Origin of the sequence: Halolamina litorea (genome assembly GCF_026616205.1) — an archaeon.
GTDB lineage: Archaea > Halobacteriota > Halobacteria > Halobacteriales > Haloferacaceae > Halolamina > Halolamina litorea.
In genome coordinates, this window is record NZ_JANHGR010000002.1 from 338,486 (window position 1) to 357,234 (window position 18,749).

Genomic DNA, 18,749 nt, shown 5'->3' on the forward strand with positions numbered 1-18,749 from the left:
GACCGCCCGCGAACCAGTGGCTCTCCGAAATCGTTTTCCCGAGTGGACGGGGAGGGTCGGTATGCCGACGGACCCGCAGCGCTACGACCCCGACCTCGGCCGGAAGTTCGTCTTCGTTACCGGCGGGGTGATGTCCGGACTCGGCAAGGGCATCACCGCGGCGAGCACCGGCCGCCTGCTCAAGAACGCCGGCTTCGACGTGACCGCGGTCAAGATCGACCCGTACCTCAACGTCGACGCCGGGACGATGAACCCCTACCAGCACGGGGAGGTGTACGTCCTCAAGGACGGCGGCGAGGTCGACCTCGACCTCGGGAACTACGAACGGTTCCTCGGGGTCGACATGACCTCCGACCACAACGTCACCACCGGGAAGGTCTACCAGAACGTCATCGAGAGCGAACGCGCCGGCGACTACCTCGGGGAGACCGTCCAGGTCATCCCCCACGTCACCGACGACATCAAGCGGCGCATCCGCGAGGCCGCCGAGGGCAGCGACGTCTGCCTGATCGAGATCGGCGGCACCGTCGGCGACATCGAGGGGATGCCCTACCTCGAAGCGCTTCGGCAGTTCGCCCACGAGGAGGACGAGGAGGACCTCCTCTTCGCTCACGTCACGCTCGTCCCCTACTCGAAGAACGGCGAGCAGAAGACCAAGCCGACCCAGCACTCCGTGAAGGAACTACGTTCGATCGGCCTCCAGCCGGACATCCTCGTCGGGCGCTCGGAGAACGAACTCGACGCCCACACGAAGGAGAAGATCGCGCTGTTCTGTGACGTGCCGACCGAGGCCGTCTTCTCGAACTCCGACGTGGAGGACATCTACCACGTCCCGCTGATGGTCGAGGAGGAGGGCCTCGACGAGTACGTGATGGAGCGCTTGAACCTCACCGAGGAGGCGCTCCCGCCCGAGGAACGCTCGACGGAGTGGCGCGACCTCGTCACCCGCGAGCGAACCGAGACCGTCGACGTGGCGCTGGTCGGGAAGTACGACCTCGAGGACGCCTACATGTCCGTCCACGAGGCGCTGAAACACGCCGGTATCGAGCGTAGCGCCGAGGTCGACGTCACGTGGGTCGACGCCGACGAGATGGCCGACCGCCACACCGAGCGACTGGAGGACGCCGACGCCATCGTCGTCCCCGGCGGCTTCGGCTCCCGGGGCACCGAGGGGAAGATCGAGGCGATCCGCTACGCCCGCGAGAACGACGTCCCGTTCCTCGGGCTCTGTCTGGGCTTCCAAATGGCCGTCGTCGAACACGCCCGGAACGTCCTCGGGCTCGAGGGCGCCCACAGCGCCGAACTCGACCCCGACACGCCCCACCCCGTCATCGACCTGCTGCCCGAGCAGTACGAGGAGGAGGACATGGGCGGCACGATGCGGCTGGGCTCCCACGACACCGATATCGACGAGGGCACCCTCGCCGCGGCGGTGTACGGCGCCACGTCCTGTACCGAGCGTCACCGCCACCGCTACGAGGTCAACCCCGAGTATATCCCGGATCTCGAAGCCGACGGGCTGACGTTCTCGGGGCACGCCGGTAACCGTATGGAGATCGTCGAACGTGCCGACCACCCGTTCTTCCTCGGCACCCAGTTCCACCCGGAGTTCCGCTCGCGTCCCGACCGCGCCAGTCCGCCGTTCGTCGGCCTGATCGACGCCGTACTCGACGAGCGTAACGACGAGACCGAACAGGAGGTGAGTGCCTGATGGTCGACGCCCCCGCGTTCGTCGACGAGAAGGTCGAGGAGATCCGTGAACAGGTCGGCGACGGCAAGGCCGTCATCGCCCTCTCGGGCGGCGTCGACTCCTCGGTCGCGGCCGCGCTGGCTTACGAGGCCATCGGCGACCGCCTCATCCCCGTCTACGTCGACACCGGTCTGATGCGGAAAGGCGAGACCGAGAGCATCCGCGAGACGTTCTCGTTCATGCACTCGCTCACCGTCGTCGACGCCGAGGACCGCTTCCTCGCCGAACTCGCCGGCGTCACCGATCCCGAGGAGAAGCGTCACGTGATCGGCGAGCAGTTCATCCGCGAGTTCGAGCGCGAGGCCACCGAGGCCGACGCCGACTACCTCGTGCAGGGGACCATCTATCCCGACCGCATCGAGAGCGAGGGGAACATCAAGTCCCACCACAACGTCGGCGGGCTCCCCGAAGTCGTCGACTTCGAGGGCATCGTCGAACCGGTGCGTGACCTCTACAAGGACGAGGTCCGCGAGGTCGCCCGCGAACTCGATCTCGAGGAAGTGATCGCCGAGCGGATGCCGTTCCCCGGCCCCGGACTCGCCGTCCGCATCGTCGGCGAAGTCACGAAGGAGAAGGTCGAGGTCGCCCGCGACGCCTGTCACGTCGTCGAGGAGGAGACCGCAGAACACGAGCCCTGGCAGGCTTTCGGCGCCGTGCTCGGTAAGGCCACGGGCGTGAAAGGCGACAACCGCGTCCACGGCTGGGTCGTCGCCGTCCGCTCGGTGGAGAGCCGGGACGGGATGACCGCCCGCGCCCAGGAACTGGACTGGGACACGCTCCAGCGCATCCAGAGCCGGATCACCGGGATGAACGAGAACGTCGCCCGCGTCGTCTACGACGTGACCCACAAACCGCCGGCGACCATCGAGTACGAATGAAGGCCATCGTCGCCGGCGCCGACCCGGAAGGGATCGGCGAGGAACTCGAAGCGCAGGGCGTCGAAGTGGCTCGCGTCGACAGCCCCGTCTTCGCCGACGCCCTCGGCGAGGCCGGGATCGAGGACGCGGACCTGTTCGTCCTGACGGATCTGGACGAGGGCATCTCGGTCACGCTCGCGAAGGAAGCGAACGAGGACGTACGGGCGGTCTGCTACGGCTCCGGCGACCTCCCGGAGTCCGTCGGCGGCGTCGTCGACCTCGTCGTCGACCCGTCGCTGCTCGACGCCGAGACCGTCGCCGAAGAGCTGGTCGCCGACGCGTAGTTACTCCTCGTCAGCGGTCCTCGACGGCGTCCCGTGCGGCCGCTTTGGCGGCCTCGACGCGGACCTCGTGGTCACGGTCGTCGTACTCGTTGTACGTCTCCATGAACACGTGCGCCGCGTGGTAGGCGTTCTCGCGTCCGTGGACGAGCACGACCGGTTCGGCTTCCTCGAGGTTGTCGCGGTGACCCTTCACGAACCCCAGTCGCCAGCGGTGGGTGTCGCTGTGGGCGACGTTCGGCTCGGCGGGCAGGATGTGGACGCCGATGTCCCGGTCGGCGTACTCGAACAGCGTCGGCGCACGCGGATCGTACTTCTCGACGATGTAGTCGGGGTTGCTGACCTCCGCCCAGTCCGCCGGAACCGCCCGCTCGCTGGTGCTCTCTGTCACGGCTCCGACGTTCGCCCGGATACGTGCTAATGGTGTCGGCCGTGGCAGCCGTCTCCCGGACGGTTAAGCCGACTTAATTCGGCTTATAACGCTCCGAGCGGCCGAAATCCCCGTTCAGCGCTTACCCCTTTGAAGGGCCTTCCAGTCGTGGGGTAGGATGCGATGAACGCCACCAAGCTGTTCACGATACTGATCGCAGCGCTGACGGTCACCGCGGGGGCGGGGGCCGTCACGGCCGCACAGGCTGATGCCGAAACGACGGCGACCGTCGACGCGAGTTACGACGACGGTACCGTGACGGTAACGGTGAGCCAGAACGGCAGCGCGGTCGAGAACGTCTCGGTCGAAGCCAACGGGGAGGCCGTCGGCACGACCGACGCGAACGGCACGCTGGCGTTCACCGCGAACGCGAGCGAGAACCTCGAACTGGCCTTCGAGGGTGAGGGTGTCGACCTCGAACGCACGTACGCGGTCGAGGACGACGAGCTCGTGCTCGTCGAGGATGACGAGGAAACCGAGACTGAGACCGCGGACAACGAGACCGCGGACAACGAGACCGTGACCACGGAGAACGAAACCGTGGAGAACGAGACCGTGACCACGGAGAACGAAACCGTGGAGAACGAGACCGTGACCACGGAGAACGAAACCGTGGAGAACGAGACCGAGGACGCGGAGACCGAGTCCGCGCTCGCGGCCGACGTGAGCTTCGACAACGGCACCGTCGACGTGACGGTGAGCCAGAACGGCAGCGCCGTCGAGAACGCGACTGTCGTCGCCAACGGCGAGACCGTCGGCACGACCGACGCGAACGGCACGCTGACGTTCCAGACGAACGCGACCGAGGAGCTCGAACTGGAGATCACCGCGGGCGAACAGGAGCTCGAACGCGAGTACGCCATCGAGGACGGCGAACTCGTGCTCGAGGACGACGAGGAGAGCGAGACCGAGGACGATGCGGGTCCCGACGAGAACGCCTCCGACCGCGCACACTCGGTGTTCGCCGTGATCCAGTCGTGGATGAACGGCGACGGCGAGGGCAGTCTCGGCCAGATGATTCAGGACGCGCTGGGCAACGGTAACGACGACGCGCCGGGCAACTCGGGCGACGCGCCGGGCAACTCCGGTGATGCCGGTCCGAGCAACGACAGCGACGACAACGGCAACGCCGCGAACGGGTCCGACCGTGGCAACGGCAACAGCAACGGTAACGGGAACGCGGCGAACGCGCCCGGGCACAACGACGCTGACGACGACGAGGAAGACGACGCCGACGACGGCGCCGAGGAAGACGACGCCGACGACGACGCCGAGGAAGACGACGCCGACGACGAGGATGCGGAGGACGAGGACGGCGAGGAAGACGACGCTGACGACGACGAGGACGCCGAGGACGACGACGATGACGAGCGTCCGGGCAACGGTAACGGCAACGGGAAGGGCAACGGAAACAACTGATCGTCACTCCGCAGTGATCCGACTGTAGTGGGTTTCGGATCCGACCGCAGTGGGTTTCGAACCCGCCCATCCCCCGTCGAAGGGGGCGGCGACGACGGCACGACGGCGACGGTAGCGGACGTTGGGGATGCCCTCTGTCAGAGGCGGGGCATTCGGGATGAGCCGTCCCTACCGGCCGCCGGCGTGTGTGATCCGTACGCGACTCCGTTTTTCTCCGTGCGTTCGACCCGATCAGCGGCGCTCATCACGCGACGAACCGTTCGAGCAGCCGCCGGACCAGGGGTGGTCGACGGCTCTCCCGTGGGTGGACGGTTACCGTCGTCGCCGCGGCGCCGGTGAACTGCGGGTCGTCGTCGAACAACGCCCCGCGGAGCCGGTGGTCGACCCCGCGCCGGATCAGCAGGTCCGTCTCGGGCAGCGGCCGGTCGGCTCGGATCGACTCGGCGTCGACGGTGGTTGCGAGCGTCGACGCGAGCTCCCCGCGCCGGTCCGCCAACGCGGCCGGATCTCCGGCTTCGGACCACAGCGTGATGCCCGTCCCGCGGCCGTCGGCGACGGCCTCGGCGACGTGGATCGCCGAGGCCGGGAACACCCCGCCGTCGCCCGTCACGACCACGTCCTCCGGCGTCGTCGGGTCGGCGCTGTCGACGAGCAGCACGTCACACGGCGCGTGCCGGACCACCCAGTCGATGGGGTCGCCGAACAGCCGCGAGCGCAGTCGGAGCGGCTCGTGTTCGGCGACGACGGCGTCGACGCCGCGGCGCTTCGCGACGTTGACGATCGCGTGTTTGGTGTCGTGGCTCACGATCTCGTCGGCCTCGACCTCGACGCCGAACTCCTCGCCCAGCGCCTCGACCCGGCGCTCGAAGGAGCGGTCGGCGGTGGACTGGACGGCGGCATCCTCGGTCAGGGGGGCCTGGTCCGGTACCTCCTCGAAGCGGACGACGACCACGCGGCCGTCCTCCTCTCGCACGAGGTCGGAGGCGAGCCCGACGAGCGCCTGCTCGCGGCGCTGCTCCATCCGCTTGGTGAGCGCGACCAGCACCTCGTGGGTCGCCTCGGGCGAGCCGACCGCCGAGAGCGCCCCATCGGTGACCTGCTGGCGGATCGCGCCCGCGGCGGCACCCTCGCGGTCCACACGCGGCCGGACGTAGACGCCGTACCACAGCCCGCTCGCCACCACGATCACTGCCGCGCCCACCAGCGGGACCGTGCCCATCTGGGTCAACAGGCCGACGCTGGTCACCGCGCCGAAGACCTGCACCCACGGGTAGAGCGGCGAGGTGAACTCCGGCTCGTACTCGACGGTCCCCTCGCGGAACGCGATCACGGCGACGTTGATCAGGGCGAACACCATGATCTGGAACGCGCTCGCGAGCTTCGCGATGTCGAGGATGGGGACGAACGCGATCAGCGCCAGCAGCACCGCGCCGGTCAGCGTGATCGAGTTCACGGGCGTCCCCAGCCGATCGCTGACCGTCGAGAACGACGGCGGTGCGAGCTTGTCCCGGCTCATGGCGAAGGGGTAGCGCGAGGAGGAGAGGATCCCCGCGTTGGCCGTCGACACGAGCGCGAGAATCGCCGCGAGGATCACCGCGAACACGCCCGCGTTGCCGAGCGTGACCTCAGCGGCCACCGCGACGGGGGTTGCCGAGCCCGCGACGGCGCCGGGGTCGGTGACGCCGACGAGGACGGCGACGATGGCGACGTAGAGGAGGGTCGTGAACGCGAGCGAGCCGAGGATGCCGAGCGGGATGTTCCGACCGGGGTTCTCGACCTCCTCGGCGACGCTCGCGACTTTGGTGACGCCGGCGTAGGAGACGAACACCAGCCCCGTCGCCGCCAGCAGCCCGCCGATGCCGTCGGCGAAGAAGTTCGCGTAGTTGCCGGTCTGGACCTGCGGGGCGCTCCCGGCGGCGAACCAGCCCAGCGCCGCGAGCATCACGACGACGATGGCGACCTGCAGTCGCCCGGTCTGTTTGGCGCCCACGAGGTTCACGAGGATCAACAGCGTCGCCAGCCCCAGCGCGACCGGCTTCATCGGCAGGTCGAACAGGAGCAGCAGGTACGGGACGCCGCCGACGAGCGCCAGCGCGCCCTTGAACGACAGGGAGAACCACGTCCCGACGCCGGCGATGGTGCCCAGCAGCGGCCCCATGCCGCGCTCGATGTAGATGTAGGTCCCGCCGGCTTCCGGCATCGCGGTCGCCATCTCGGACTTCGAGAGCGCCGCGGGGACGACGAGGACGCCCGCGAGCAGGTACGCGAGGATCACTGCGGGTCCGGCGATTTCGAGCGCCAGCGCCGGCAGGATGAAGATGCCGCTGCCGATCATGGCGCCGATGCTGATGGCGAGGACCGACGGCAGGCCGAGGTCTCGTTCGAGCTCCTTCATACGCGCTCGGCCACCGCGGTCGAGACGGCGTCGGTCGCACAGACCACGTCGTGGCCCGCGTCGGCGAAGAGGTCGACCCGGTCGGGCGTGTTGACCAGGACGACGAGTCGCGGCTCCTCGAACCGGACCCGGATCGACTGGGCCAGCAGGAGGTTCCGCCGGTCGGAGGGGGTGGCGACGACCACGACCGCCGCGTCGGCGACGCCCGCCTCACGGAGCGCCCCGAAGTCCGTCGGCGAGGCGGCGACGGTCGGTACGTCGGGGGGGTCGACGGTCTCGTCGATGATGACGACGGCGTGGCCGGAAGCCCGGAGGCGTCGGGCGATGGACACCCCGAGCTCCCCGTCTCCCAGCACGTAGTGGTCGGCCGCGGATGCGTTCGTGTTCGATACGTCGGTCGGTTGGCTATCGTTGTGACTCATGGTACGGCGGACGGCCCGGTGTTCCGGGCGCTCGTCCGCCACTAGGTCCCGGATCAGGATAAATTTGCGCATTCAGATGACGAACCGTCAAAATCACCGGCCAAAATAGTGGTATCTGTCCTCATAATGTGGCCGCCCGGGCGACGGCGGTGGTCAGCCGGTCGCCCCTCCCGGCGGCGCCGGGGCCGTCGGGGCCGCTCGTCCCCGTTCCCGGCGGATCGCGGGGACTAAGGTGGCTCCCCGCCGAGAGCGGTTAGCGATGAAAGACGGAGAGCTGGACGACGTGGACCGACACATTCTCTACTACCTCCAGCAGGACGCACGCGGCACCTCCTCCAGCGAGATCGCGGAGAAGTTGGACCTCTCGGCGAGCACCGTCCGCACCCGGATCAGCAAGCTCGAAGACAGCGGTATCATCCGAGGCTACCACCTCGATATCGACTACGACCTCGCGGGCTACCCGCTCTACACCAAGATCATCTGTACCGCGCCGATCCCCGAACGCGACGAACTCGCGAACGCGGCCCGGAAGATCCGCGGCGTGACCGCGGTGCGGGAGATCATGACCGGCGAGCGGAACGTCTACGTCAACACGATCGGTCGCGACCACGACGACCTGAACCGGATCAGCGAGGACCTCGACGCGCTGGGCCTCGAGATCGTCGACGAGCAGATCATCCGCGACGAGTACGTCTGTCCGTACCACGGGTTCCTCGAAGGCGACGAGGAGTGCGAATAGCCGGCGACGGCCCGCTCACCCTCGTGCGCTCCGTCGCACGAGGTCAGAGGCTGCGCCGTCGCCGTGCAAGTAGCCACCCACGGCTCACTCCCGGCCGTGCGCTCCGTCGCACGGTGCTGGAGACTACGCCGTCGTCGTGCCAGTAGCCGGTCCCGACCGGCGTCCCGCCGACGTAGCCGGCTTTTTCCCCCCGCCGGTCCATGGGGGGGCATGGACCAACTACCCGACGTGACCCCCGACGCGGGAGAGATCGAGACCCGCGAACTGGCCGTCGACGACGCCGCCCTCGTGAAAGCGTTCTTCCTCGGCCCGGGCGCCGAACTCGACAGCCACGACCACCCCGAGAGCCTGAACGTGTTCCACGTCCTCCGGGGCACCGTCACGGTGATTCAGGACGGCGAAGAGGCGGCCATCGACGCTCCCGGCGTCGTCGTCAACGAACGCGGCGTCGCCCACGGCGCTCGCAACGAGACCGACGAGACGGTCGTGTTCACGGCGACGCTCGCGCCGCTCCCCTGATGGTCCGGTACGACTACCACACCCACTCGAACTACTCGGACGGCTACTTCATCCCCGCGATGGTCCGGGCGGCGGAGGCGGCCGGCCTCGACGGCGTCGGCTTCGCGGACCACTGCAACGTCACCGCCGAGGGTGAGGCGCGGCGGCGCCTCGACGGTCTCGGGTTCGCGCTCGACGAGACCTACCACCGGCGCCGTGAGGGGATCGAGTGGGCCCGAACCGAGACGGACATCGAGGTATTCGACGCCGTGGAGATGGACTACGTCCCGGGCCACGAGGACGACATCGCGGCGTTCCTCGAGGAGGCGCGGTTCGACTACGCCCTCGGCAGCGTCCACTCGGTCGAGGGTTCGGACGTACAGTGGTCCGAGAACTTCGTCGACCTGGACGAGGCGGCGCGCCGCGAGGTCGTCGACGGCTACTACGACATCCTCGCGACGCTGGCCGAGACGGAACTGTTCGACATCGCCGCCCACGCTGACCTCGTGGAGCGAACGCCCGAACTCCGGGGGTACTCGACGGTCGACCACTACGAGCAGGCCGCCGCGGCGTTCGCCGACTCCGCGACGGTGCCGGAGATCAACGCCGGGCGCGTACTCGACGACTACGGCGAGTTCCACCCCGCGCCGGACCTCCTCGATACGTTCCGCGACTACGGCGTCGAGTTCGTGGTCGGCAGCGACTCCCACCGTCCCGAGGAGATCGGCGGCCGGATCGACGCGCTGGAGACCCACCTCGACGACCTCGGCATCGAGCCGGCGACGATCGAGTTCTGAGCCGGCGGGCGCCGCGGGGGTGCCGACGTGTGCCATCGACCCCCGGTTACCGCCACCGCAGGGTTGACCCGTGCCCGACTCTCCTCTCTGCGTATGCAGGACATCTCCCGACTCGGCTTCGGGACCTACGAGAACGACGACCCCGAACAGTGTACCGAGAGCGTCCGGACCGCGCTGAACGTCGGCTACGAGCACGTCGACACCGCCCAGAGCTACGGGAACGAGGCCGCCGTCGGCGACGGCATCGCCGAGAGCGACGTCGACGGCGAGGACGTCTTCGTCGCGACCAAGCTCTCGACGGAGAACCTCGCCTACGACGACGCCGTCGAGAGCGCCCACGAGAGCGTCGAACGGCTGGGCGTCGACTCCATCGACCTGCTCTACGTCCACTGGCCGATCAACACCTACGACCCCGAGGGGACGATCGAGGCGCTGAACGACCTCCACGCCGACGGCGTCGTCGACGCCGTGGGGCTGTCGAACTTCCGCATCGACCAACTCGACGCCGCCATCGAGCGCCTCGACCCGCCGCTCGCGGCCCACCAGGTCGAGTGCCACCCGATGCTGCCCCAGGAGGACCTCCGCGCCCACGCCGTCGAACACGACTACGCGCTCGTGGCGTACTGCCCCATCGCCCGCAATCAGGTCGCCGACGTCCCCGAGATCCAGGCGGTCGCCGAGAAGCACGACGCCTCGCCCGCGCAGGTCAGCCTCGCGTGGCTGCTCAGCAAGGAGAACCTCGTCGCGATCCCGAAGGCGACCGGCGAGGCCCACATCCGGGACAACTGGGGCGCTCGGGACCTCGAACTCGACGCCGAGGACATCGAGACGATCGACGGGATCGACGAGCACCACCGCATCGTCGACTTCGAGGCGGCGCCGTGGAACCAGTAGCCGCCTCCACGCACCTTATCCCCGAGAACGCACAACGTCGACACATGCACTCCCCGACGGACACCCGTGACCCGACCGCTCCCGCCGGACGGCGACGGGCCGAGCCATGAGCCCGTTCGACGCGCCGGGCTCGCGCGAACCGCGGGACCGCCCCGACGCGCCGCCGGTGCCGGACGCCGACGGCGTCCCGTTCGACCCCGCGGTACTCCAGCAGGCCGCTCACCCGGAGGGCGTCGAGGCCGGTGAACTGCCGGAGCTACTCGGCCAGGTCGAGGCCCACCTCACCGACTGTCGGGAGTCCCTGCGCCGGAAGTTCGAGCGCGCCCACGCCGACGACCACCGCGAGCTGTTCTTCGTCCCGCCGGACTACTGGGAGGGCGTCGCCACCGTGCTCTCGCTGAGTTCGCGGGAGAAGGAGGCGGTCCGTCGGGCCCACGAGCGCCAACTGCTCCGCGTCGGCGCCGAGACCCGCCGCGGCATGGAGTTCGACGCCGCACTCGACATCCGGACCGCGGTCGTCGTCAGTCGGGAGTAGCGGCGTCGACCCGCCTCGCTGTTCACTCAGATCTGGTCGATGCGGTCTACGACCCGCTGTCGAGGATGCTTCGCCCGAACAGGAGGCCGAGACCCAAGACGAGCAACGCGAGGGTCAGGACGCCGCTCGCGAGGTCGATAGTCGGCGTGAGCGTGAGGAACCGACTCGGAACAAGTTCGGCGACCGCGTACGCGAGGACGAGCAGGAGCGCCCCGGTTCGCTCGGCGTCCCCGCGATCGCTGCCGTGAACGACCGCCGACCCGAGGGTCCACGCCAACCCTGCCGTGGCGAGGACCGCGATCGAGAGGACGGCGTAATCTATCACGTACCGTTCACGGCCCCTGTTGGTCTTGTCGTTGTCGAGTGCCGATCACGACTGCCCGATCTCGAAGCGTGGGCGGCGTCGACTCGGTGGCCGAGGCACGGAAGTCTCGGCAGGTCGCGAGCCGTGACCGGTCAGAGCCGCCGTTCGAGGAACTCCCCGATCAGCCCGAACGCCCGCACTTTCTGCTCGGCGTCGGAGCTACCGTGACCTTCCTCCTCCAGTTCCTCGTACTCGAAGTCGCCATCGGGCCCTTCCTCCCAGCCCCGTTCCAGCAGCGCGTCCCGGAACGTCCGAGCCTGCGAGATCGGGCAGCGCGGGTCGTTGACGCCGTGGACGACGAACACCGGCGCCTCCATGCTCCCGACGTGGGTGATCGGCGAGCGCTCTCGCCAGAGGTCTTCGTTCTCCTCGGGGTCGCCGAGTTGCTGCTCCAGCGTCGCCTTGAAGTGCGGCATCGACTCCTCGTACAGCAGTTGCAGGTCGGTGATCCCGATCCACGCGACGCCGGTCGCCCATATCTCGGGGTACATCGTGAGTTGGCAGTACGCCGAGTAGCCGCCGTAGGAGCCGCCGAACACGCCGAGTCGGTCCTCGTCGACGAACTCCCGATCGCCGAGCCAGCGCCCGCCGGCGGCGATGTCCGCCTGTTCGGCGCCGCCCCAGTCGCCGAGGATCGCCTGCTGGAACTCCCGACCGCGGCCGATCGAGCCACGGTAGTTCGGCAGCAACACCGAGTAGCCCTCGCTGACGAGGAACTGCGCGTAGAGGTCGAAAGACTGCATCGACTGGCCGTGGGGACCGCCGTGGACCTTCACCACACCCGGGGTCTCCTCGTCGGCGTCGCCCGCGGGCCGGTCCCGCGCGTCGTACAGCAGTGCGCCGATCTCCGTGCCGTCCTCGGAGTCGTAGGTGACGTACTCGGCGTCGGCGAACGCGTCGGGGTCGATATCGCCGTAGTCGGGTTCGATCAGGGTCTCCGTCGCGCCGTCGTCGTAGGCCAGCAGCGTCGAGCGCGAGGCGGGCGTCGTCTGCGTGAACACCGCGCGGCCGTCAGCGAGGTAGTGCTCGCCACCCGCCAACGAGGCGACGCCGTCCGCGAGGTCGAGCATCGCCGCGTCGCCGGTCGTGAGGTCGTAGCGAACGGGGGTCCGGCCCGCCCGCTCCGAGCGCAGGACGTACGCCGTCTCCCCGTCGGGACCGAACGCTTGGGGACTCTCCTCGGCGCTGCCGTCGCTCAGCCACGACACCGAGTCGTCGCCGAGGTCGTAGACGCCGGCGTTGGTGAAGTCCTCCGTGTCGTCGCGCACGAGGAGGCGCTCGCCGTCGGGGTGCCAGTCGACCGCGGCGGTCTGGGACCCCGTCTCGCCGATCTCGAGCCGTCGGGACTCGCCCGAGCCGAGGTCCATCACGTAGGCGTCGCGGTTCTCCATCGCCGCCGTCTCGTTGGTGGCGTAGCTGATCCGGCCGCCGTCGGGTGAGAACGCGCCGCCGCGGACCGGCTCGTCGTTCTCGGTCAGCTGTTCGGTCTCCCCGCTCTCGGGGTCGAACAGGTAGAGGTTCATCTGCTCGCCCTCGTCGCTGCCGTAGAGCAGGCGGCCGTCGTCGGCCACGTCGTTGAGCACGGCCTGGCCGGGCGTCTCGATAACCGGTTCGGCGTCGCCGTCGAGGTCGATGGCCCACACGTCGTTCTGCTCGTCGCCGCCGTCGTCGAGGTGGAAAAACACCCGTTCGCCGTCGGCGTCCCACTCGATCGGCCAGCGGGCCGCGCGCGGGACCTCGCCGTCGCTGATCCGGGTACGGTCGCCGTCGACCCTTTGGACGTACAGTTCGTTCCGGCCGGTGCCGTCGTAGTAGAACGCGATCCGCTCGCCGCCGGGCGCCACGCGCGGGTGGTGGAACTCCGGGAGTCGGGCCAGTTCCTCGGGGGTGAACCGTCTCTTGCCGCTGGTCTCGCTACTCATCGATCCACACGTCCCACGGCGCCGAGAAAATACCTGTGTCTCCGGTGAAACTATGGGCCGTCGTCGCCCGTCGCGGTGCCGTTCGGGGGGTTCTGCGCGGCAGCGATGCGCTGCTGGGCGTGGGCGATGCGCTCGACGGCGACGACGAGACGGTAGAACAGCCACAGCACGAACGCGGTGATCGCCAGCCAGATCACCGTGTAGACGGTGAAACTGATGAACCCGACGGCGCCGCCCCATCCGAGCAGGGCCAGCAACAGGACGAAGAGCACGGCGCTGACGGCGCCGGCGATCAACAGGTTCCGGTTCCCCGAGAATAGGCCGGTGGAGGAGTCGGCTCCGGACATGCCCCGCCGTTCCGTCCGTGTGTTCATAAAGCCACGCGCCACACAACCGATTTACCGCCGCCAGTACACCGCCGAGTGTGCGCTCGCGCCGCTGGCTACCCGTCGCCGTCGCCCTCGCGATCCTCGGCGCCTCGCTCGTCCCGGGGAGCGCCAGCGGCGCGGCTGGCGGCGCCGTCGGCCCGGTCGGCGTCGACAAACTCCTCCACGCCGGCGGCTACGCAGTTCTCGCGTTCGCCACCCTGTTCGCGCTTCAGGCCCGATCACTCCGGACTGCCCTCCTCGTCGTCCTCCTCGTCACCGCCTTCGGCGGCGCCGTCGAACTCCTCCAGTCGCCCGTCCCCGGCCGGCACCTCTCCGCACTCGACCTCGTCGCCGACGCGGTCGGCGCCGCGCTCGGGACGGGCTCCTGGTGGCTGTTCGGCCGGGACGCCTCGACCCCGCCCGACGGCGGCGATCAGCACTGATCCGGTTGTCACCTCCCGGTTCCGACAGGATGTCGGCTTTTTGTGGATCGACCTTCGACTATAGGGGGAATGCTGAACGGCGTTCCGGGTGGGGACCCACTGACGTTCTCGATAGCCGTCGTCGCAGCGCTGGCTGCGAGCGCGCTGGTCTACCGGGACGCCGACCGCCACGGTCACTACCACGCCGTCTCCGCCAGCGCGGCGGTAGGGGTTGCGGCGCTGGTCGGGTTCGCGGTGGCGAACCTCGTCGGACTCGTGGTGGCGACGGGCTACGTGCTGTTGCTCTACCTGCTCAGTTACCCGAGCACGCCGGGCGTCGACGGGACCGAGAAGCGCCGCACTCCCGACCGACCCGACGGGTCGCCACAGGGCGACGCCGGCGAGAACATCGCGGGCGCCGAGGACGTGGTGTCGGTGATCCGCATCGAGATCGCCAGCGAGGGGACGTTGCGTGATATCGCGGCCGGGTACGACGACGTGCCGACCGACGCGCCCGTTGGGAAGCTTCGGTCGATGCTCCGGGTGAAAGCCCTCGACACCGTCGTCTCGAACACCGACACCGAGGCCTCGTCGCTGGCCGACTGGGCCGAAGCGAGCGACGACGGCGTCGACGACTGGCACGAGGGCCAGCACGAGGAGAACGACGAGGAGGCCGAGCGACCGGCCGAGGGCGCGGCCGCGTGGAACGCCGCGCCCGCCGACGGTACGGACGACGCCGAGGGGCCGGCCGGGGACGACGGCCTCGACGACTGGAACACGGAGTCGATCGACGAGGAGGCCGAGGAGGTTTCGACCGGCAACCTCGACGATTGGGCGACCGCCAGCGACGGCGGCGAGAGCGCGGCCGACACCGACCACGACCGCGCCAGCAGCGACACCGGCGCCGCCGGGTTCGGTTGGGCCGAGGTCGAAGCCGAGGAGTAGGTGCGCTTCGAACCGTCCGCCGACCGGGCCGACCGGCGGGATCGGCGCCGGGACGGGCCTGTCGAAGCCGTTTTCCCCGTGCCCGGCGGAGTTCAGTCATGAGCAGCGAGCCGACGCCCGAAGTGTACGAACGCGGGCGGGGGATGGACGCGCACAACCAGGTGATGCGCGACATCCGAGCCGAGAACGACGCCAGCTACGACCCCCACGAGCCGACGCGGGTCTGGATCGACGAGGACAACACCCCCGACGGGGTGTACCAGAGCCTCACGATCATCCTCAACACCGGCGGCTGCCGGTGGGCCCGCGCCGGCGGCTGTACGATGTGTGGCTACGTCGCCGAATCCGTCGAGGGTGGCAGCGTGAGCCACGAGGCGCTGATGGACCAGATCCAGTACTGTCTGGACCAGGAGGCCGAGCAGGCCGACGGGAAATCCGGCCTCATCAAGATCTACACCTCCGGATCGTTCCTCGACGAGCGCGAGGTGCCCGCAGAAACGCGGCAGGCCATCGCCGAGACGTTCGCGGACCGCGAGCGCATCGTCGTCGAGTCGCTGCCGGACTTCGTCGACCGCGAGAAGGTCGCCGAGTTCACCGAACAGGGGCTCGAAACTGACGTGGCGATCGGGCTGGAGACGGCCACCGACCGCGTCCGCCACGACTGCGTGAACAAGTACTTCGACTTCGCGGACTTCGAGGACGCCTGCGCGGAGGCCCGCGCCGCCGACGGCGGCGTCAAGGCGTACCTGCTGATGAAGCCGCCGTTCCTCTCGGAGGGCGAGGCGCTTTCGGACATGCAGTCGAGCGTCCGGCGCTGTGGCGCCGTCGAGGGCTGTCACACCGTCTCGATGAACCCCTGTAACGTCCAGCGCTACACGATGGTCGACGAACTGTTCTACGAGGGCGGCTACCGGCCGCCGTGGCTCTGGTCGGTCGCGGAGGTACTGCGGACGACGACGGACGTCGACGCCATCGTCGTCTCGGATCCCGTGGGCCACGGAAGCGACCGCGGCGCGCACAACTGCGGCGAGTGCGACGATCGAGTGCAGCGCGCGATCAAGGACTTCGACCTGCGGCAGGACCCATCGGTGTTCGAGCAGGTCGAGTGTGAGTGTGAGTTCACGTGGGAGTTGGTGATCGAGGAGGAAGCGGGCTACAACACGCCGCTCTCTCGGTAGTTCGGTTCTGTGGTTCGGCGGTGGTTGCTTCGGGCTCTCCCCGGGTAGTGCCGACCAACACGACCGCGGAGTGAGGTTGGCCACTTGTACCGCACCGTTTCCGGACCGTTACTGCCTCCCCAGTCGATTCGCTCTCGGTCGGTCGATCACCCCTCTCGCTGTGGTTCGTCCGTCGACGCCCCTACTCCCCGCAAAAACCAGACGGATACTCGGAGTCTACGCGAGGCCTTCCAGCACGCCCCGACCGTCGATGCCACCGAGCTCTTCCAAGGACGCCCGCTCGGGGTGGGGCATCAGCACCGCGACGTTCGTCGACTCGCCGAGCACGCCGGCGACGTTGCCCGTCGAACCGTTGGGGTTCGCGTCGTCGGTGACGTTCCCGTCGGCGTCGCAGTAGCGAAACAGCACGCGGTCGTCAGCGACAAGTTCGTCGTAGCGTTCGGCCTCGATCTCGAACCGACCCTCGCCGTGAGCGATGGGCAGTTCGATCACTTCGCCCTCGTCGTAGGCGGCGGTCCACGGCGTGTCGGCGTTCTCGACGCGCAGGTACACGTCCTCACACTGGAAGCGCGCGCTGGCGTTCGTGGTGAACGCGCCCGGGGTGAGCCGGCTCTCACAGCCGATCTGGGCGCCGTTGCAGACGCCGAGGACGGGGACGCCCTCCTCGGCGGCCGCGCGGACCTCGTTCATGATCGGCGAGTGGGCGGCCATCGCGCCCGCCCGGAGGTAGTCGCCGTAGGAGAAGCCGCCGGGGAGGACCACGCCCTCGGTGTCCGCCGGGAGGCCGTCCTCGTGCCAGACGCGCTCGGCGTCGACGCCGATGCGGGCGAGTGCACGCACGGCGTCGCGGTCGCAGTTCGAGCCGCCGAACTGCACCACAGAGACCGTCATTCTGCCTGTTCGGCCACGACCACGTCGTAGTCGTGGAGCGTCGGGTTCGCGAGCAGGCGCTGGGCCATCTCGTCGGCGCGCTCGGCGGCGTCGTCGGCGTCGTCGGCGTCCAGATCGACCTCGAACTGGTCGGCCGACCGCAGGTCGCCGAGTTCGAAGCCGAGCCGTTCGAGGGTCTTCTGGGTCGTCTCGGCCTCGGGGTCGAGCACGCCGCGTTTCAGCCGCACCGTCACCGTCGCGGTGTAGGCGGTCATCACGTAGGTGTGTTCGTCCGTGCCTAAAAGGGGTTGTGGTCGGCCGGGACTGTACACGAACGTGGTTAGCCGACCCGGTAGACGCCGCCCTCGCCGTCCCGTTGGCCGACGAAGAACAGCGCGTCGTCGGCGAGTGCGATGGCGTGCTGGGAGAACGAATCGAGGCCGATGGTGAGCTGTTGCCGCACCTCGCCGGTCTCGCGGTCGATGCAGTCGATGGCGTCCTCGTCGGCGACGTAGACGGTCGACGGATCGAGCACGGGCCGGTCGTCGCTGCCGACGCCGAGATCGACGTCCCACAGCTCCTCGCCACTCACGGCGTCGTAGGCCCGGCAGGCATACGGTGACTCGTCGGTCGCGTAGACGACGCCGTCGGCGATCGCGGGCGGGTTCTGGGCGGCGTTGTCGAACTGGACCGACCAACGCTCGCTCCCGTCGGCGCGCGAGCGGGCCTGCAACAGCCCCTCGCTGCCCATCAGCGCGATCGTGTCCTCGCCGACGACCGGACCGGCGTAGGCGGCCTGTTCGATCTCGCTCTCCCAGTGCACCGAGCCGTCGGCAGCGTCGAGGGCGAACAGCGTCCCGTCGCTCTGGGCGTAGACGGTGTTCTCGGTCGCGGCGAGTTCGCCGGCGTGGTCCGGCACCGCGTCGGCCGTCCAGAGCCGCTCGCCGGTGACGCCGTCGAGCGCGATGAGGGACTTCCCGCCGAGGTAAAGCCGGTCGCCGACCGCAGTGGGCGTACTCGGCACCGTCCCGGCCGCGTACCGCCAGTGGACCTCGCCGGTCCGGCGGTCGACGGCCATCGTCTCGCCGGCGCGGGTCAGGAACGCCGTTTCGCCGTGGAGCGTGGGCGAAGCGGGCCCGCTCGACTCCGACCAGTCGTGGCGCCACCGGACCTCGCCGTCGAGGCCCGTGGCGACGAACCTGCGGACGTACTCGGGCTCGGCTTGGCTGTGGATCGGCGCGTACACCGCCTCGGGACCGACCATCGGCGGCCCCTCGTAGAAGTCGCCGCCGCCGGGACCGATCCGCTCGACGGTCGGCGAGTCGGGAAGGCTCGTCTCGGTGTCGCGGTAACCGGTCCGCAGCGCGTCGTGGGCGGCCGTCGGCCACGGTTCGGGCGGGTCGCCGAGTTCGGCGTCGCTGTTGTGTGTGCGGGGGTTCAGCGAATCTCGGAGTTCGTCGACGCCGCCGCAGCCGGCGAGCGCCGTCGTCGCCGCGACGGCGCTGGCCGCGAGCGCGGCGCGTCTGGTGACCGATCGGTCGGTGGCGGCTCCACTGGTGGAGCGTGAAACGTTGGAGGGCTGCATAGCCGTCGTTGATGGCCG

At 69.2% G+C, this 18,749-nt stretch carries 21 protein-coding genes; 12 read left to right on the plus strand and 9 right to left on the minus strand.

Features of this window, described 5'->3' with window-relative positions; genetic code table 11:
- The first annotated feature begins 61 nt into the window (after positions 1-61).
- The 3 genes from pyrG to NO998_RS12640 are packed head-to-tail and all read left to right on the plus strand — an operon-like array spanning position 62 to position 2,951.
- On the plus strand, positions 62-1,711 hold the full coding sequence (gene pyrG, locus NO998_RS12630; RefSeq protein WP_267647581.1) for a CTP synthase: 1,650 nt from the start codon (positions 62-64) through the stop codon (positions 1,709-1,711).
- Positions 1,711-2,628, plus strand: coding sequence for a glutamine-hydrolyzing GMP synthase (gene guaA / locus NO998_RS12635; protein ID WP_267647582.1), 918 nt, complete (start codon positions 1,711-1,713; stop codon positions 2,626-2,628). The genes pyrG and guaA overlap by 1 nt, the downstream gene beginning before the upstream one ends.
- On the plus strand, positions 2,625-2,951 hold the full coding sequence (locus tag NO998_RS12640; RefSeq protein ID WP_267647583.1) for a DUF7126 family protein: 327 nt from the start codon (positions 2,625-2,627) through the stop codon (positions 2,949-2,951). Before guaA ends, NO998_RS12640 begins: the two co-directional genes overlap by 4 nt.
- 10 nt (positions 2,952-2,961) lie before the next feature.
- Here NO998_RS12640 and NO998_RS12645 read toward each other — a convergent pair whose 3' ends face one another.
- Positions 2,962-3,339: a hypothetical protein gene (locus NO998_RS12645; protein ID WP_267647584.1), complete on the minus strand. Its 378-nt coding sequence runs from the start codon at positions 3,337-3,339 to the stop codon at positions 2,962-2,964.
- 162 nt (positions 3,340-3,501) lie between these two features.
- On the opposite strand from NO998_RS12645, the gene NO998_RS12650 reads away from it, so the two are divergent.
- Complete coding sequence (locus NO998_RS12650) at positions 3,502-4,797, plus strand: hypothetical protein (RefSeq protein ID WP_267647585.1); 1,296 nt, start codon at positions 3,502-3,504, stop codon at positions 4,795-4,797.
- Positions 4,798-5,041: 244 nt separating this feature from the next.
- Here the strand turns inward: NO998_RS12650 and NO998_RS12655 are convergent, their stop codons facing one another.
- The gene (locus NO998_RS12655; RefSeq protein ID WP_267647586.1) at positions 5,042-7,192 is read right to left on the minus strand and encodes an amino acid permease; all 2,151 of its coding nucleotides are present in this window, start codon (positions 7,190-7,192) and stop codon (positions 5,042-5,044) included.
- Positions 7,189-7,614, minus strand: coding sequence for an NAD-binding protein (locus tag NO998_RS12660; RefSeq protein WP_267647587.1), 426 nt, complete (start codon positions 7,612-7,614; stop codon positions 7,189-7,191). The genes NO998_RS12655 and NO998_RS12660 overlap by 4 nt, the downstream gene beginning before the upstream one ends.
- 259 nt (positions 7,615-7,873) lie before the next feature.
- Between NO998_RS12660 and NO998_RS12665 the strand changes: the two genes are divergently transcribed.
- The 5 genes from NO998_RS12665 to NO998_RS12685 all read left to right on the plus strand — a co-directional run bounded on the left by NO998_RS12665 (position 7,874) and on the right by NO998_RS12685 (position 11,077).
- Positions 7,874-8,353: an Lrp/AsnC family transcriptional regulator gene (locus NO998_RS12665; RefSeq protein ID WP_267647588.1), complete on the plus strand. Its 480-nt coding sequence runs from the start codon at positions 7,874-7,876 to the stop codon at positions 8,351-8,353.
- Between the two features lie 210 nt (positions 8,354-8,563).
- The gene (locus tag NO998_RS12670) at positions 8,564-8,872 is read left to right on the plus strand and encodes a cupin domain-containing protein (RefSeq protein ID WP_267647589.1); all 309 of its coding nucleotides are present in this window, start codon (positions 8,564-8,566) and stop codon (positions 8,870-8,872) included.
- Positions 8,872-9,648 carry a PHP domain-containing protein gene (locus NO998_RS12675; protein WP_267647591.1) on the plus strand — a complete coding sequence of 259 codons (777 nt, stop codon included), beginning with the start codon at positions 8,872-8,874 and terminating at the stop codon, positions 9,646-9,648. The genes NO998_RS12670 and NO998_RS12675 overlap by 1 nt, the downstream gene beginning before the upstream one ends.
- A gap of 93 nt (positions 9,649-9,741) precedes the next feature.
- A complete protein-coding gene (locus tag NO998_RS12680; RefSeq protein ID WP_267647592.1) occupies positions 9,742-10,542 on the plus strand; it encodes an aldo/keto reductase in 801 nt (266 codons plus the stop codon).
- A 106-nt stretch (positions 10,543-10,648) separates the two neighbouring features.
- Positions 10,649-11,077 (plus strand): DUF8048 family protein, encoded by a 429-nt coding sequence (locus NO998_RS12685; RefSeq protein ID WP_267647593.1) that lies wholly within the window; start codon positions 10,649-10,651, stop codon positions 11,075-11,077.
- A gap of 46 nt (positions 11,078-11,123) precedes the next feature.
- Here NO998_RS12685 and NO998_RS12690 read toward each other — a convergent pair whose 3' ends face one another.
- From NO998_RS12690 to NO998_RS12700, 3 genes are all read right to left on the minus strand, one after another.
- Positions 11,124-11,402, minus strand: a complete 279-nt coding sequence (locus NO998_RS12690; protein ID WP_267647594.1) for a hypothetical protein — start codon at positions 11,400-11,402, stop codon at positions 11,124-11,126.
- A gap of 131 nt (positions 11,403-11,533) precedes the next feature.
- Positions 11,534-13,363 (minus strand): S9 family peptidase, encoded by a 1,830-nt coding sequence (locus NO998_RS12695; RefSeq protein WP_267647595.1) that lies wholly within the window; start codon positions 13,361-13,363, stop codon positions 11,534-11,536.
- Between the two features lie 50 nt (positions 13,364-13,413).
- The gene (locus NO998_RS12700) at positions 13,414-13,710 is read right to left on the minus strand and encodes a DUF8066 domain-containing protein (protein ID WP_267647596.1); all 297 of its coding nucleotides are present in this window, start codon (positions 13,708-13,710) and stop codon (positions 13,414-13,416) included.
- Between the two features lie 77 nt (positions 13,711-13,787).
- Between NO998_RS12700 and NO998_RS12705 the strand changes: the two genes are divergently transcribed.
- The 3 genes from NO998_RS12705 to NO998_RS12715 all read left to right on the plus strand — a co-directional run bounded on the left by NO998_RS12705 (position 13,788) and on the right by NO998_RS12715 (position 16,276).
- Positions 13,788-14,174, plus strand: coding sequence for a VanZ family protein (locus NO998_RS12705; RefSeq protein ID WP_267647597.1), 387 nt, complete (start codon positions 13,788-13,790; stop codon positions 14,172-14,174).
- 69 nt (positions 14,175-14,243) lie between these two features.
- Positions 14,244-15,098, plus strand: a complete 855-nt coding sequence (locus NO998_RS12710) for an ICP22 family protein (protein WP_267647598.1) — start codon at positions 14,244-14,246, stop codon at positions 15,096-15,098.
- Positions 15,099-15,196: 98 nt separating this feature from the next.
- On the plus strand, positions 15,197-16,276 hold the full coding sequence (locus NO998_RS12715; RefSeq protein ID WP_267647599.1) for an archaeosine biosynthesis radical SAM protein RaSEA: 1,080 nt from the start codon (positions 15,197-15,199) through the stop codon (positions 16,274-16,276).
- A 216-nt stretch (positions 16,277-16,492) separates the two neighbouring features.
- Here the strand turns inward: NO998_RS12715 and purQ are convergent, their stop codons facing one another.
- From purQ to NO998_RS12730, 3 genes are all read right to left on the minus strand, one after another.
- Positions 16,493-17,167, minus strand: coding sequence for a phosphoribosylformylglycinamidine synthase I (gene purQ, locus NO998_RS12720; protein WP_267647600.1), 675 nt, complete (start codon positions 17,165-17,167; stop codon positions 16,493-16,495).
- Positions 17,164-17,421, minus strand: a complete 258-nt coding sequence (gene purS, locus NO998_RS12725) for a phosphoribosylformylglycinamidine synthase subunit PurS (protein ID WP_267647602.1) — start codon at positions 17,419-17,421, stop codon at positions 17,164-17,166. The genes purQ and purS overlap by 4 nt, the downstream gene beginning before the upstream one ends.
- A 65-nt stretch (positions 17,422-17,486) precedes the next feature.
- Entirely contained in the window at positions 17,487-18,731 is a 1,245-nt protein-coding gene (locus NO998_RS12730) for a PQQ-binding-like beta-propeller repeat protein (RefSeq protein ID WP_267647603.1), read from the minus strand.
- Positions 18,732-18,749: the final 18 nt, after the last annotated feature.

Excerpts from the sequence above, each read along its gene's own strand:
- NO998_RS12675 (WP_267647591.1), top strand. The coding sequence starts at position 8,872 with ATGGTCCGGTACGACTACCACACCCACTCGAACTACTCGGACGGCTAC.
- NO998_RS12670 (WP_267647589.1), top strand. The coding sequence starts at position 8,564 with ATGGACCAACTACCCGACGTGACCCCCGACGCGGGAGAGATCGAGACC.
- NO998_RS12685 (WP_267647593.1), top strand. The coding sequence starts at position 10,649 with ATGAGCCCGTTCGACGCGCCGGGCTCGCGCGAACCGCGGGACCGCCCC.
- NO998_RS12640 (WP_267647583.1), top strand. The coding sequence starts at position 2,625 with ATGAAGGCCATCGTCGCCGGCGCCGACCCGGAAGGGATCGGCGAGGAA.
- NO998_RS12715 (WP_267647599.1), top strand. The coding sequence starts at position 15,197 with ATGAGCAGCGAGCCGACGCCCGAAGTGTACGAACGCGGGCGGGGGATG.
- NO998_RS12700 (WP_267647596.1), bottom strand. The coding sequence starts at position 13,710 with ATGTCCGGAGCCGACTCCTCCACCGGCCTATTCTCGGGGAACCGGAAC.
- NO998_RS12730 (WP_267647603.1), bottom strand. The coding sequence starts at position 18,731 with ATGCAGCCCTCCAACGTTTCACGCTCCACCAGTGGAGCCGCCACCGAC.
- purQ (WP_267647600.1), bottom strand. The coding sequence starts at position 17,167 with ATGACGGTCTCTGTGGTGCAGTTCGGCGGCTCGAACTGCGACCGCGAC.
- NO998_RS12660 (WP_267647587.1), bottom strand. The coding sequence starts at position 7,614 with ATGAGTCACAACGATAGCCAACCGACCGACGTATCGAACACGAACGCA.
- purS (WP_267647602.1), bottom strand. The coding sequence starts at position 17,421 with ATGACCGCCTACACCGCGACGGTGACGGTGCGGCTGAAACGCGGCGTG.
- NO998_RS12655 (WP_267647586.1), bottom strand. The coding sequence starts at position 7,192 with ATGAAGGAGCTCGAACGAGACCTCGGCCTGCCGTCGGTCCTCGCCATC.
- guaA (WP_267647582.1), top strand. The coding sequence starts at position 1,711 with ATGGTCGACGCCCCCGCGTTCGTCGACGAGAAGGTCGAGGAGATCCGT.
- NO998_RS12695 (WP_267647595.1), bottom strand. The coding sequence starts at position 13,363 with ATGAGTAGCGAGACCAGCGGCAAGAGACGGTTCACCCCCGAGGAACTG.
- NO998_RS12710 (WP_267647598.1), top strand. The coding sequence starts at position 14,244 with ATGCTGAACGGCGTTCCGGGTGGGGACCCACTGACGTTCTCGATAGCC.
- NO998_RS12680 (WP_267647592.1), top strand. The coding sequence starts at position 9,742 with ATGCAGGACATCTCCCGACTCGGCTTCGGGACCTACGAGAACGACGAC.
- pyrG (WP_267647581.1), top strand. The coding sequence starts at position 62 with ATGCCGACGGACCCGCAGCGCTACGACCCCGACCTCGGCCGGAAGTTC.
- NO998_RS12650 (WP_267647585.1), top strand. The coding sequence starts at position 3,502 with ATGAACGCCACCAAGCTGTTCACGATACTGATCGCAGCGCTGACGGTC.
- NO998_RS12665 (WP_267647588.1), top strand. The coding sequence starts at position 7,874 with ATGAAAGACGGAGAGCTGGACGACGTGGACCGACACATTCTCTACTAC.